Here is a 13,616-nt window from a genome sequence, read left to right as displayed (position 1 = left end):
ATGGAAGACCGTCCCGACAATGCCCATCGGCATGTGATCCGCGTGACCTGGGGCGACTGCGACCCGGCAAAGATCGTCTATACGGCGCGCATCCCCTGGTTCGCGCTGGATGCCATCAACGGTTGGTGGGTTGAGAACCTGGGCGGCGACGGCTGGTTCCAGATGGAGATCGACCGCAACGTGGGCACGCCCTTTGTGCGGCTGGAAATGGACTTCCGCAGCCCGATCACGCCCCGGCACGAGCTGGTCTGCCACGTCTGGCCGGTGCGCCTGGGCGAGACCTCGATCACCTTCCGGGTCGATGGCGAGCAGGACGGCAAGCTGTGCTTTTCCTCGCGGACGGTCAGTGTCTTCATCGAGGCGGATGCCTTTTCCAAGCGCACGCCGCCCGATGACATGCGCGCCGCGATCGAAGCGCGGCTGCCTGCGGCCTAGACCGGGGTGCGGGTGCCATGACCGGACCGGCGCGCGGGGCGGAAGAGGCGGATCCAGCTGCGCTTTACCGGTTGGTCGGAGATCGCGTGCGCGCGGCCCGCAAGTCCTCGGGCCTGACACGGCAGGACCTGGCGGAGCTGTCGGGCGTCTCGCCGCGTTACCTGGCCAAGCTGGAAGGCGGTGACGGCAATATCTCGATCGGCCTGCTGAAGCGGGTGGCGCTGGTCCTGGGCCGTCCGATGGCAGAGCTTTTGGCCGAGGAGGATCCGCTGGCGTCGGATCTTGCGCAGCTTTCGCTGCTGTACCGCAATGCCTGCGGCGCGACGCGAGAACAGGTCTTTCGGGTGCTGGACCCGGGGCGCCTGCGGGCGCAAAAGGCAGAACGCATCTGCCTTGTCGGTCTGCGCGGCGCGGGCAAATCCACGCTGGGTGCGCGCATCGGCGCCGACTTGGGCCTGCCCTTTGTCGAGATGAACGCCGAGATCGAGCGCAGCGCCGGCATGGCGGTGTCCGAGATCATCGCGCTGTACGGGGCGGAGGGCTATCGCCAGATCGAGGCGGAGGCGCTGGACCGGCTCTTGTCGACGCAAAGCCGGATCGTCCTGGCCGCCAGCGGCGGCATCGTCGAGGAACCGCAGACTTTCGAGCGGACGCTTGCCGGCTTTCACACGATCTGGGTCAAGGCCGCGCCGGGGGATCACATGGACCGGGTCCGGGCGCAGGGGGATACCCGGCCGATGGCAGGCAATCCGCAGGCAATGCTGCAGTTACGCGAGATCCTGAAGGCGCGGGAAGTGAGTTACCGAAAGGCCGAACATCACCTGGACACCAGCGGCCGGTCGGTGGAGCAGTCCTTGCAGGACCTGCGCGGGTTGATCGCGGCGCAGGGCCTGCTGGCAGGGCAGGGCAGCTAGATGCGCCGACCTTCCGCGGGTCAGAGCCAGGTGTTGCGGCAGTAGTCGGGCGCCCGCTCCAGCCGGTCGTTGCAGGCCTGCAGCTGCTTGCAGTCCTCCTGCTGGCGGCACTGGGTGCAGCGCATCACCGCCGCGCGAAAGGCGATGGCCTGACCTTCGGGGTTGCGTTGGGTCGTCTCTGCCAGATCGTAACCCAGGCGCTGGGCCATTCCGTGGGTCAGTTCGGTGCTTTGCGCCATCTTTCTCATGAACATCGGGGTATTCCTTGCAAATGCAATCCTGTCTTTGAGCGGAGCATGCCGCAGGATCGGCGCCTGGACCTTGACCTCTGTCAACACGGCTGAAGGAAGATGATTGTTTTCGGGGATGAAATTTGTTAAGTATACAAATTAGGATTAAACATAACAAATTTGGGAGGGGGATTTGTCATGGCTTCAAAGGGGCTGATGAGGGCCGCTCTGGCGGTATGGCGGCCGGCCTTCCCGTTTCTCGATGATTGGTCTTCCTCGGACTGAGGGCCGAACCTTCCATTCCCACTCAACACGGAGGCGGCCATGCAGGCCTATATCCCTTACGGCGCTTACTGGAGCACACCCTTTGCTCGTTGGCAGGGCGAGTTCGCGGAACTGCACGCGATGGAATTCGCGGCGCATGTGACGCGCGAGGCGCTGGCTCAGCGAGACATTCCCGTCGAGACCTTCGATTTCGCGGCCTACGGTCTGACGGTGCCGCAATACCGCAGTTTCTATGGCCTGCCCTGGTTCACGGGCATGATCGGGGCCGAACGCCTGCCGGGGCCGACCGTCAACCAGGCCTGCGCGACGGGGGCGCGTCTGTTGGCCACCGCGGCCGGCGAGTTTGCCATCGGGGCGGCCTCTGCCGCGTTGCTCGTCTCGGGGGACCGGACCTCGAACAGCCCGCATGTCTACTATCCTGCACCGGGCGCGCCCGGCGGCACGGGACAGAGCGAGGACATCGTGCTGGAGAGTTTCAACAAGGATCCCTTTGCCCGTTGCGCGATGATCGACACGGCAGACAACGTGGCGCGCCGCGTGGGGATCGAGACCGCCGAACAGCATGAACTGACCCTGTACCGTCAGGGCCAATACCAGGAGGCGCTGAAAGACGACCGGGCCTTTCAGAAACGCTACATGGCGGCGGAATTCGCGGTGCCCGATCCGCGCTTTCGCAAGACGGTGGGGACGATTTCGGGGGATTGCGGCGTCTATCCGGCCTCGCCCGAGAAGATGGCGGCGCTGAAGCCGGTGCGCGAGGGCGGCACGGTCACTTTTGCGGCCCAGACCCATCCGGCGGATGGCAACGCAGGGCTGGTCATGGTGTCCGATCCGGGCCGGGCGCGTGACCTGGCCACGCGGGGGGATGCGCCGCTGGTCGAGCTGGTGGCGGCGGCGCAGGCGCGCGAGGAAACGGCTCATATGCCCGCCGCCCCCATCGACGCCGCGCGCCGCGCGCTGGACCTTGCGGGGCTGTCGATCAATGACATGGAGGTGGTCAAGTCACACAACCCCTTTGCGGTCAACGACATCGCCTTTGCCCGCGCCTTTGGCATCGACTGGCGCGACATGAACAATTTTGGCAGCTCGCTGATCTGGGGGCATCCGCAGGGGCCGACCGGTCTGCGGGCCATCATCGAGATGATCGAAGAGCTGGAAATGCGGGGCGGAGGGCACGGTCTTTTCCAGGGCTGCGCAGCCGGCGATTCCGCAATGGCGCTGATCCTGAAGGTGCGGTAAAATGAGCCTCCGAACAGCGCGGAATTCTGTGTCACAGAGGGCTTGCGCTGTTCGGGGCGTGCTGTTAGTAAGCCGCACGGTTTCTGGCAGGTTAGCCCTGCAAGGCCTGATGTGCCGCCTTAGCTCAGTAGGTTAGAGCGCTTGATTGTGGATCAAGAGGTCTCCCGTTCGAACCGGGAAGGCGGTACCATCAACTCTCGGACATCAATGGAATTCTCCGGCAGGTAGCCATCCTGCTAACGGCTGCGCGGTCTGTATCCGTCAGGTGTCTGGCTGAACCGAGGTCACGACCCGCGTTCCCCAGGACTGGCAGGCCGTGGCAAGACCGGGGGGCAGCGGTGCATCGGTAAAGAAGGCGTCCAGGTCTGCCAGCGAGGCGATGCGGGCAGGGGCGCTGCGCGAGAACTTGGTGTGGTCCGAGACGAGGAATGTCTTGCGCGACTGCCGCAGAATCGCCTGGCTGACGCTGACTTCCTGGATGTCGAAATCGAGCAGGTCACCATCGCGGTCCAGCGCCGAACAGCCGATCACCGCGAGGTCGAACTTGAACTTGCGGATCGTCTCGGCAGCGAGATTGCCGATCAGGCCGCCGTCCGACCGGCGCAACTGTCCCCCCGTCACGATGATCTCGCAGCCGGGATTGCCTGCAAGGATGTTGGCCACGTTCATGTTGTTCGTGACCACCATGAGGTTCTCATGGTGTTTCAGCTCTTCGGCGACGGCCTCGGTCGAGGTGCCAATGTTCAGGAACAACGAAATGCCGTTGGGGATCTGGTCGGCGCAGGCGCGGGCGATGGCGCGCTTGGCCTCCTGGTTGAGCGACCGGCGTTCGCCGTATTCGATATTCGTCGTCCCCGAGGGCAGGACCGCGCCGCCATGCACCCGCTCCAACCGCCCGGCCTCTGCCAGGTCGGTCAGGTCTCGGCGGATGGTCTGCAGGGTGACGCCGAAATGCGCGGCGAGCCCTTCGACCGTGACCTTGCCTTCGCGGCGCGCGATGTCGAGGATCTCTGGCTGCCGGAAGGATTGGGACACGTTCGGGGCTTTCGGGTCTGGGCGTTTCTAGAGTGATGCGGCCCAGCCTTCCCCGAAACGCGCGAAATGGCAACCGGTAGGATCGGTTCGAAGGGTAGACGGGTTCGTTTTCTGCGGAAGCGAAACCGAAGAAAGCGCGATGTTTCGTGATAAATCGGAAAATCGAACACAAACGAAAAGGAATCCATTGCTTCACGCAAATTTCTTGGTCATAACTGTCGCAGAGACGCGCATGGGGGGATTCGCGTGGGACGACCGACAGACAAGACGGTTACTGACCTGTTCATCATCGGCGGCGGCATCAATGGATGTGGTATCGCACGGGATGCGGTCGGGCGCGGGTTGTCGGTCACCCTGGCCGAGATGAATGACCTTGCCTCGGCGACCTCTTCTGCCTCGACCAAGCTGTTTCACGGCGGATTGCGCTATCTCGAGTATTTCGAGTTCCGGCTGGTGCGCGAGGCGCTGATCGAGCGTGAAGTGCTGTTGAGGGCGATGCCCCACATCAGCTGGCCGATGCGCTTTGTGCTTCCATATCATAAGGATATGCGGTTCGATTCGGAAACGCCGACGTCGAAGCTGCTTGGGGTCTTTATGCCCTGGATGAAGGGGCGGCGCCCGGCCTGGCTGATCCGGCTGGGGTTGTTCCTCTATGACAACCTTGGCGGGCGCAAGATCCTGCCGGGGACGCGAACCGTGGACCTTGTGAACGGGCCGGAAGGCGCGCCGCTGGAGGACAGGTTCGAGAAGGCTTACGAATACTCCGATTGCTGGATCGAGGATTCGCGCCTTGTGGTCCTGAATGCGCGCGATGCAGAGGCCCGTGGCGCGCATGTGATGACCCGCACCAAGGTGCTCAGCGCGACCTGCGAAGATGGTCTGTGGCGCATCGAAACGCGCAATACCGAAAGCAACGCAACTCGCACTTTCTATGCGCGGATGCTGGTCAATGCCGGCGGCCCCTGGGTCGGCGACATCATCCAGACCAAGGCGCGGCTGAATTCACGCGAGGGGGTGCGCCTTGTCCGCGGCAGCCACATCGTCACCAAGAGGCTGTACGACCACGACAAGTGCTATTTCTTCCAGGGCACGGACGGGCGGATCATCTTTGCCATTCCCTACGAGACGGATTTCACGCTGATCGGCACCACGGATGCCGACCATGACGATCCGTCCACGAAACCGGAATGCACCCCGCAGGAACGCGACTACCTGTTGGATTTCGCCAACCGCTATTTCAAGCGCGACTTGACGGCAGAGGACGTCGTCTGGACCTATTCGGGCGTTCGCCCGCTCTATGACGATGGCGCCAGCAGTGCGACCGCAGCCACACGGGACTACACGCTGAAGGTCGATACCAGTGCCGGTGCGCCGATGCTGAACGTCTTTGGCGGAAAGATCACCACCTATCGCCGGCTGGCCGAAAGCGCGCTGGAGAAGATCGGCACACAGATCGAGGTCACGCAGGGCGCATGGACCGCAGGTGTGCCACTGCCCGGTGGCGATTTCCGCGTGCGCGGCGTGGGGACACTGATCTCTGATCTCAGGGGGGGCTATCCCTTCCTGACCGAGTTCTGGGCCAGGCGGCTGGTGCGGGCCTACGGAACCGAGGCCGCCAAGGTGCTGGGGGATGCGAAGGAGGCCGCCGACCTGGGGCGCGATTTCGGCGCGACCCTGACCGAGGCCGAGGTGACCTGGCTGATGACACATGAATATGCGCGCACCGCCGAGGACGTGGTCTGGCGCAGGAACAAGCTGGGGCTCCGGCTGGATGCCGGCCAGATCGAGGCCCTGGATGCCTGGATGGCCCGCAACCGTCACAGCACGCCCGCAGCAGCGGAATGAGGAGGAGGACCCGATGACGCTGGAACTGAAAGGCGTATCGAAGACCGTGGAAGGGCAGGTGCATATCCACCCCACCGACCTGACGCTTGAAAAGGGCACGATGAACGTGCTGCTTGGGCCGACCCTGTCGGGCAAGACATCGCTGATGCGCCTGATGGCGGGGCTGGATGTTCCGGCGACGGGGCAGGTGATCTGGAACGGCGAGGACGTGACCGGCCAGCGCGTGCAGGACCGCAAGGTGGCGATGGTCTACCAGCAGTTCATCAACTACCCGTCGATGAGCGTCTACGACAACATCGCTTCTCCGATGAAGCTGATGGGCGCGGACCGGGCCGAGATCGACCGCCGCGTGCGCGAGACCGCGGACCTGATGAAACTTACCCCGATGCTGGACCGCAAGCCGCTGGAACTGTCGGGCGGGCAACAGCAGCGTTGCGCCCTGGCGCGGGCCCTGGTCAAGAACGCCGGGCTGGTGCTGCTGGACGAACCGCTGGCCAACCTGGATTACAAGCTGCGCGAGGAGCTGCGGGTGGAGATCCCCAAGATCTTCGAGGCCTCGGGCAGCATCTTTGTCTATGCCACGACCGAACCGGAAGAGGCGCTTCTGCTGGGCGGCAATGTCGCAACGCTCTGGGAGGGGCGGATCACGCAGTTCGGCCCCACGCCTGCGGTCTACCGTCAGCCAGTAGACGCCACGACGGCGCGCGTGTTCAGCGACCCGCCGATGAACTTCCTGCAGATTTCCAAGACCGGCGACCGGATCATGTTCGGTGACGGGCAAAGCGCGCAGGCGACGGGCAAGATCGCCGAACTTGGGGATGGCCGCTACACCGCAGGGTTCCGTCCCAACCACCTGGAGATCGGCAAGCATGCCACGGACGCGATGGAGTTCAAGACCAGGCTGAACGTGACAGAGCTGACCGGGTCCGAAACCTTCGTGCACCTCGATCACCACGGCGAACGCTGGGTCGGCCTGATCCACGGCGTGCATGACCTGACGCTGGGCGAAGAGTTGAGCGTCTGGCTGGACCCGCGCCATGTCTACATCTTCGGCGAGGACGGCCAGCTGGTCGCGCCCGCCGCCTATGCGCTTGCGGCCTGAGGGGGGACACAATGGCCAAGATCACGCTAGACAACCTGGCGCATTCCTACCTGCCGAACCCGGCCAGCGAGGATGATTTCGCGCTGAAGGAGCTGAACCACGACTGGGAGGACGGGGCCGCCTATGCGCTTCTGGGGTCCTCGGGCTGCGGGAAATCCACGCTGCTCAACATCATCTCGGGGCTGTTGCATCCCAGCCAGGGGCGCATCCTGTTCGACGGCAAGGACGTCACCGGGGCGCCCACCGCGGAACGCAACATCGCGCAGGTGTTCCAGTTCCCGGTCGTCTACGACACCATGACCGTGCACGACAACCTTGCCTTTCCGCTGCGCAACCGGGGCCGGGACGAGGCCTATGTGGCCGAGCGCGTGCAGGAAATCGCCCGCATGATCGGCATGGAGGACAGGCTGCGGAAAAAGGCGCGCGGCCTGACGGCGGACGCCAAGCAGAAGATCTCGCTGGGGCGGGGCATGGTGCGCAAGGACGTGAACGCGCTGCTTTTTGACGAGCCGCTGACCGTGATCGACCCGCACATGAAATGGGAACTGCGCACCCAGCTGAAAAAGCTGCACCACGATTTCGGCCACACGATGATCTACGTCACCCATGACCAGACAGAGGCGCTCACCTTCGCCGACAAGGTCGTGGTCATGTATGACGGTCGGGTCGTGCAGATCGGCACACCCGAAGAGCTGTTCGAACGGCCCGAGCATACCTTTGTGGGCTATTTCATCGGCTCGCCGGGCATGAACGTCATCCCGGCCAAGATCGATGGCAACAAGGCCTATATCAACGGGTCCTTCGTGGAGCTGTCGCAGGGGTACAAGCCGCTCGACGGCAAGGTCGAGATCGGCGTGCGGCCCGAATTCGCCCGCCTGAGCCAGTCCGAGGGCCTGCCCGTCAAGGTGCGCCGCGTCGAGGACGTGGGCCGCCACAAGATCATCCGGGCCGAGTTCTTTGGCACCGACATCAATATCATTGCGGGCGAGGATGACCGGATCAGCGCCGACATGAATCGCGTCACCTTCGATGCGGCTCACGTCAATGTCTATGCCAATGACTGGCGTGTACAGGGGAGTGCGGCGTGATGGAAAAGACAGTCAATCAAAAAGCCTGGTTTCTTGTTCTGCCGGTTCTGCTGCTGGTCGCCTTTTCGGCGGTGATCCCGCTTATGACGGTGGTCAACTATTCCGTTCAGGACACCTTCGGGAACAACCAGTTCTTCTGGGCCGGTCTCGAATGGTTCAAGGAAATGCTCGAGTCCGAACGCATGTGGGACGCGCTGGGCCGCCAGCTGATGTTCTCGGGTATCATCCTTGCGATAGAGATCCCGCTTGGCATCTTCGTGGCGCTGAACATGCCCAAGGGCGGGTTCTGGGCCTCGCTTTGCCTGGTGCTGATGTCGCTGCCGTTGCTGATCCCCTGGAACGTGGTGGGGACCATCTGGCAGATCTTCGGCCGCGTGGACATTGGCCTGCTGGGCTACACGCTGGACGCGCTGGGCGTGAACTACAACTACACGCAGGACACCGTGGCGGCCTGGATCACTATCGTCGTGATGGATGTCTGGCACTGGACCTCGCTGGTGGCGCTGCTGGCCTATGCCGGGCTGAAGTCGATCCCCGATGCCTATTACCAGGCGGCCAAAATCGACCAGGCGAGCCGCTGGAAGGTGTTCCGCTTCATTGAACTTCCCAAGATGATGGGCGTTCTGATGATCGCCATCCTTCTGCGCTTCATGGACAGCTTCATGATCTACACCGAGCCGTTCGTCGTCACCGGCGGCGGCCCCGGCAACGCCACGACGCTGCTGTCCATCGACCTGGTCAAGATGGCGCTGGGGCAGTTCGACCTTGGACCCGCGGCGGCGTTCTCGCTGATGTATTTCCTCGTGATCCTGCTGATCAGCTGGGTGTTCTACACGGTGATGGTCAACCTCGACAAACGGGAGGGCTGAGTGATGGCCGACCTGAGTGCAAACCAATCGACTTCTCGCGGGCTGTCGCTGCCCCGGATCAACAGCCGGGCCGTGGTGATGACGCTGTACCTGCTGTTCCTGCTGCTGCCGATCTACTGGCTCTTGAACATGAGCCTGAAGACGAACACGGAGATCCTGAACGAATTCACGCTCTGGCCGCGTGACCTGACCTTTGCCAACTACGCCACGATCCTGACCGATCCGGCCTGGTACATGGGCTACGTCAACTCGCTGATCTACGTGGTGATGAACACGGTGATCAGCCTCGCGGTGGCGCTGCCGGCGGCCTATGCCTTTTCGCGCTATCACTTCATGGGTGACAAGCACCTGTTCTTCTGGTTGCTGACCAACCGGATGGCGCCGCCGGCCGTCTTTGCGCTGCCGTTCTTTCAGCTCTATTCCTCGGTCGGGCTGTTCGACACACATATCGCCGTGGCGCTGGCGCATTGCCTGTTCAACGTGCCGCTGGCGGTCTGGATTCTCGAAGGCTTCATGCGCGGTGTGCCCAAGGAAATCGACGAAACCGCCTATATCGATGGCTACAGCTTTGGCAGCTTCTTCGTGAAGATTTTCACCCCGCTGATCGCCAGCGGCATCGGGGTCGCGGCCTTCTTCTGCTTCATGTTCTCCTGGGTGGAACTGCTGCTGTCGCGCACCCTGACCACGGTGGACGCGAAACCCATCGCCGCGATCATGACCCGGACGCAGGGCGCCTCGGGCATCGACTGGGGTGTGCTGGCCGCGGCGGGCATCCTGACCATCGTGCCGGGCGCGCTGGTGATCTACTTCGTCCGCAACTACATCGCCAAGGGCTTTGCCCTGGGCCGCGTGTGACCCGGGAAAGGGAGGAATTTCAATGGACTGGATGGCATGGACCTGGCCGACCGCGATCTTCTTCATGGTCATCGCCACGTTGCTGATCACCTTCACGGTGCTGGCGATCAAGTTCCCGGAAACGCCCCGCACGGGCATTCTGCGGATCGAGACGACGCGCGGTGACAGGCTCTTCATCACGCTTCTCGGCTCGGCCTTCATCAACCTGGCCTGGCTTGGACTGGTCGGCGCGAACCAACCCTACGCGCTGATTGTCTGCCTGATCTACGCCGCGGCGGTCTTCCGCTGGGTGTAGCGACGGGCGCGGGGCCGGGACCAGAGGAGACCCGGCCGCGATCTGCTTGTTCCTCAGTCAATGGTTCAAAATGGGAGGAAACCAACAAATGAACCTCAACCTCAAGACAACCACGGCAGCGCTGCTGATCCTCGCGGGTCCGGCCTTTGCCGACATGGACGCCGCGCGCGCGTTCCTGGACAGCGAGATCGGCGATCTCTCTGCCCTGCCGCGCGACGCCCAGGAGGCGGAGATGCAATGGTTCATCGACGCCGCAGCACCCTTCTCGGGGATGGAGATCAAGGTCGTCTCGGAAACCATCACCACGCATGAATACGAAGCGCAGGTGCTGGCCCCGGCGTTTACCGCCATCACCGGCATCAAGGTCACGCATGACCTGATCGGCGAAGGCGACGTGGTCGAAAAGCTGCAGACGCAGATGCAGTCGGGCCAGAACATCTACGACGGCTACATCAACGACTCGGACCTGATCGGCACCCACTGGCGCTATCAGCAGGTGCGCAACCTGACCGACTGGATGTCGGGCGAAGGCGCCGATGTGACCTCGCCCACGCTGGACCTGGACGATTTCATCGGCCTCAGCTTTACCACCGGGCCGGATGGCAAGGTCTACCAGCTGCCGACCCAGCAGTTCGCGAACCTCTACTGGTTCCGCTACGACTGGTTCAACGATCCCAAGAACCAGGAGGACTTCAAGGCCGCCTATGGCTACGACCTCGGTGTTCCGGTCAACTGGTCGGCCTATGAGGACATCGCCGAGTTCTTTACCGGCCGCGACCTGTCGCACATGGGTGTCGAAGGCGAGATCTTCGGCAACATGGACTACGGCAAGAAGGACCCCAGCCTTGGCTGGCGCTACACCGATGCGTGGATGTCCATGGCTGGCATGGGAGACGTCGGTGAACCCAACGGCCTGCCGGTCGACGAATGGGGCATTCGCGTCAACGACCAGAGCCAGCCTGTCGGCTCCTGCGTTGCGCGCGGTGGTGCCACCAATGCCCCGGCGGCGGTCTATGCCGTGACCAAGGCGATCGAGTGGCTGGAGAAATACACGCCGCCCGCCGCCGCAGGCATGACCTTCTCCGAGGCGGGTCCGATCCCGGCGCAGGGCAATATCGCCCAGCAGATGTTCTGGTACACCGCCTTCACCGCCGACACGGTCAAGCCCGGCCTGCCGGTGATGAACGAGGATGGCACGCCCAAGTGGCGCATGGCGCCCTCGCCGCATGGTGTCTACTGGAAAGAAGGCCAGAAAGTCGGCTACCAGGACGCCGGTTCCTGGACGCTGATGAAGTCGACCCCGGTCGACCGTGCCAAGGCGGCCTGGCTCTATGCCCAGTTCGTCACCTCCAAGACCGTGGACGTCAAGAAGTCCCACGTCGGCCTGACCTTCATCCGCGAGTCCACCGTGCAGCACGACAGCTTTACCGATCGTGCCGACAAGCTGGGCGGCCTGGTGGAGTTCTACCGCTCGCCCGCGCGCGTGGCCTGGTCGCCGACCGGCACCAACGTGCCGGACTACCCCAAGCTGGCACAGCTGTGGTGGCAGAACATCGGTGACGCCATGTCCGGTGCCAAGACGCCGCAAGAGGCGCTGGACGCCCTGTGCGCCGACCAGGAACGCGTGCTTGAGCGTCTGGAACGTGCCGGTATCCAGGGCGACATCGGTCCCAAGCTGAACGACGAGCGTGACGCCGAATACTGGTTCGACCAGCCCGGCGCGCCCTTCGCCAAGCTGGACGACGAAGACGAAGAGCCCAAGACCGTCAGCTACGACGAGCTGATCAAGTCCTGGCAATAAGCCTTCCTCCCCGGTCGGGGCCCTTCGGGGCCTCGACCACCCCTTGTTTTCCCCCCATACTCGGCGCTGCGACAGCGCAACCTGAAATCGCTTTGAGGAGAGGCGGTCATGACCCATATCCTGGCCATCGATCAGGGCACGACGTCCACCCGCGCCATCGTCTTCGATCCTTCCATGTCTGTCACCGCCTCGGCGCAAGAGGAATTCCCCCAGCATTATCCGGCATCGGGCTGGGTTGAACATGATCCGGCGGATCTCTGGGCCACCACCGCTGCCACCTGCCGCGCTGCGATCGAAAAGGCGGGCGGGGCAGCGATCACCGCCATCGGCATCACCAACCAGCGCGAGACCACGCTGGTCTGGGATCGCAAGACGGGCAAGCCCATCCACAATGCGATTGTCTGGCAGGACCGGCGCACCGCGGACCTGTGCCGCAAGCTGAAGGATGATGGCTTTGAGGACATGGTGACGGATCGGACAGGTCTGTTGCTCGATCCCTATTTCAGCGGCACGAAACTGGCCTGGCTGTTGGACAATGTCGATGGCGCCCGCGCGCGCGCAGAGGCCGGAGATCTGGTTTTCGGCACCGTCGACACCTGGCTGGTCTGGAACCTGACCGGCGGCGCGGTGCATGTGACCGACGCCACCAATGCGGCGCGCACCATGCTCTATGACATCCGCAAGGGCCGCTGGTCGCAAACGATCTGCGACCGGCTTGGCATTCCCATGTCGATGCTGCCCGAGGTCCGTGATAGCGCCGCCGATTTCGGCCAGACCCGTCCGGACCTTTTCGGCCGCCCGATCCCGATCCTGGGCATTGCCGGCGACCAGCAGGCGGCCACGGTGGGGCAGGCCTGTTTCGAACCCGGCATGCTGAAATCCACCTATGGCACCGGCTGTTTTGCCCTGATCAACACCGGCGATACGCCGGTCCGTTCGCAAAACCGCCTGCTGACCACCATCGCCTACCAGCTGGACGGCAAGCCGACCTACGCCCTCGAAGGCTCGATCTTTATCGCCGGGGCGGTGGTGCAATGGCTGCGCGACGGGTTGAAGATCATCCGCGAGGCGAAAGAGACGCAGCCGCTGGCCGAAGGGGCCGATGACGCGCAGAACGTGGTGCTTGTACCTGCCTTTACCGGGCTGGGCGCGCCCTATTGGAATGCCGAATGCCGGGGCGCGGTCTTTGGCCTGTCCCGGAATTCCGGCCCGGCAGAGCTTGCCCGTGCCGCGCTGGAAAGCGTCGGGTACCAGACCCGTGACCTGCTGGCTGCCATGCAGGCGGACATGGGCGGGGTCAGCGATGCCGTCCTCAGGGTGGACGGGGGTATGAGCGCCTCGGACTTTGCCATGCAGTTCCTGTCGGACATCATCGGCGCGCGGGTCGACCGGCCCAAGGTGCTGGAAACAACGGCGCTGGGGGCGGCATGGCTGGCCGGTCAACGCGCCGGGATCTACCCGGAACAGGCCGAGTTCGCGGCGGGCTGGGCGCTAGAGAAGAGCTTTGTCCCGGCGATGGACGAGGCCACGCGCCAGGACAAATACGCGGCCTGGCAACGCGCAGTCGAGGCCACGATGCGTTTTTGAGAACGTGCTTGGCGGGGCTGTCAGGACGGCGCCGCC

13 protein-coding genes and 1 tRNA gene are annotated in these 13,616 nt (G+C 63.6%); 12 read left to right on the top strand and 2 right to left on the bottom strand.

Features of this window, described 5'->3' with window-relative positions; genetic code table 11:
- Together G9Q80_RS24515 and G9Q80_RS24510 are read left to right on the top strand one after the other, a co-directional pair.
- Nucleotides 1–435 (top strand): acyl-CoA thioesterase, encoded by a 435-nt coding sequence (locus tag G9Q80_RS24515; RefSeq protein WP_043138148.1) that lies wholly within the window; start codon nucleotides 1–3, stop codon nucleotides 433–435.
- Nucleotides 436–452: 17 nt separating this feature from the next.
- Entirely contained in the window at nucleotides 453–1,349 is an 897-nt protein-coding gene (locus tag G9Q80_RS24510) for a helix-turn-helix transcriptional regulator (protein ID WP_088715436.1), read from the top strand.
- A gap of 20 nt (nucleotides 1,350–1,369) precedes the next feature.
- Here the strand turns inward: G9Q80_RS24510 and G9Q80_RS24505 are convergent, their stop codons facing one another.
- On the bottom strand, nucleotides 1,370–1,603 hold the full coding sequence (locus G9Q80_RS24505; protein ID WP_083342214.1) for a DUF6455 family protein: 234 nt from the start codon (nucleotides 1,601–1,603) through the stop codon (nucleotides 1,370–1,372).
- Nucleotides 1,604–1,903: 300 nt separating this feature from the next.
- Between G9Q80_RS24505 and G9Q80_RS24500 the strand changes: the two genes are divergently transcribed.
- Nucleotides 1,904–3,103 carry a thiolase family protein gene (locus G9Q80_RS24500; protein WP_088715437.1) on the top strand — a complete coding sequence of 400 codons (1,200 nt, stop codon included), beginning with the start codon at nucleotides 1,904–1,906 and terminating at the stop codon, nucleotides 3,101–3,103.
- Between the two features lie 113 nt (nucleotides 3,104–3,216).
- Nucleotides 3,217–3,293: transfer RNA gene (locus G9Q80_RS24495), tRNA-His, on the top strand.
- 71 nt (nucleotides 3,294–3,364) lie between these two features.
- Here the strand turns inward: G9Q80_RS24495 and G9Q80_RS24490 are convergent.
- The gene (locus G9Q80_RS24490) at nucleotides 3,365–4,138 is read right to left on the bottom strand and encodes a DeoR/GlpR family DNA-binding transcription regulator (protein ID WP_088669865.1); all 774 of its coding nucleotides are present in this window, start codon (nucleotides 4,136–4,138) and stop codon (nucleotides 3,365–3,367) included.
- A 246-nt stretch (nucleotides 4,139–4,384) separates the two neighbouring features.
- Between G9Q80_RS24490 and glpD the strand changes: the two genes are divergently transcribed.
- The 8 genes from glpD (at nucleotide 4,385) to glpK (ending at nucleotide 13,580) form a co-directional block, all read left to right on the top strand.
- The gene (glpD, locus tag G9Q80_RS24485) at nucleotides 4,385–5,983 is read left to right on the top strand and encodes a glycerol-3-phosphate dehydrogenase (protein WP_184757101.1); all 1,599 of its coding nucleotides are present in this window, start codon (nucleotides 4,385–4,387) and stop codon (nucleotides 5,981–5,983) included.
- Nucleotides 5,984–5,996: 13 nt separating this feature from the next.
- Nucleotides 5,997–7,085, top strand: a complete 1,089-nt coding sequence (locus tag G9Q80_RS24480; RefSeq protein ID WP_088715439.1) for an ABC transporter ATP-binding protein — start codon at nucleotides 5,997–5,999, stop codon at nucleotides 7,083–7,085.
- Between the two features lie 11 nt (nucleotides 7,086–7,096).
- Nucleotides 7,097–8,173, top strand: coding sequence for an ABC transporter ATP-binding protein (locus G9Q80_RS24475; RefSeq protein WP_088715440.1), 1,077 nt, complete (start codon nucleotides 7,097–7,099; stop codon nucleotides 8,171–8,173).
- Nucleotides 8,173–9,042 (top strand): carbohydrate ABC transporter permease, encoded by an 870-nt coding sequence (locus G9Q80_RS24470; protein WP_043138132.1) that lies wholly within the window; start codon nucleotides 8,173–8,175, stop codon nucleotides 9,040–9,042. The genes G9Q80_RS24475 and G9Q80_RS24470 overlap by 1 nt, the downstream gene beginning before the upstream one ends.
- Nucleotides 9,043–9,045: 3 nt before the next feature.
- On the top strand, nucleotides 9,046–9,897 hold the full coding sequence (locus G9Q80_RS24465) for a carbohydrate ABC transporter permease (RefSeq protein ID WP_043138130.1): 852 nt from the start codon (nucleotides 9,046–9,048) through the stop codon (nucleotides 9,895–9,897).
- A 22-nt stretch (nucleotides 9,898–9,919) separates the two neighbouring features.
- Complete coding sequence (locus G9Q80_RS24460) at nucleotides 9,920–10,192, top strand: DUF2160 domain-containing protein (protein ID WP_043138128.1); 273 nt, start codon at nucleotides 9,920–9,922, stop codon at nucleotides 10,190–10,192.
- An 88-nt stretch (nucleotides 10,193–10,280) separates the two neighbouring features.
- On the top strand, nucleotides 10,281–11,993 hold the full coding sequence (locus tag G9Q80_RS24455; protein ID WP_043138125.1) for an ABC transporter substrate-binding protein: 1,713 nt from the start codon (nucleotides 10,281–10,283) through the stop codon (nucleotides 11,991–11,993).
- A 108-nt stretch (nucleotides 11,994–12,101) separates the two neighbouring features.
- Nucleotides 12,102–13,580, top strand: a complete 1,479-nt coding sequence (gene glpK / locus G9Q80_RS24450) for a glycerol kinase GlpK (RefSeq protein ID WP_088715441.1) — start codon at nucleotides 12,102–12,104, stop codon at nucleotides 13,578–13,580.
- Nucleotides 13,581–13,616: the final 36 nt, after the last annotated feature.

Origin of the sequence: Mameliella sp. LZ-28 (assembly GCF_012274245.1) — a bacterium.
GTDB lineage: Bacteria > Pseudomonadota > Alphaproteobacteria > Rhodobacterales > Rhodobacteraceae > Antarctobacter > Antarctobacter albus.
This window is presented reverse-complemented; position numbering and strand designations above follow the sequence as displayed.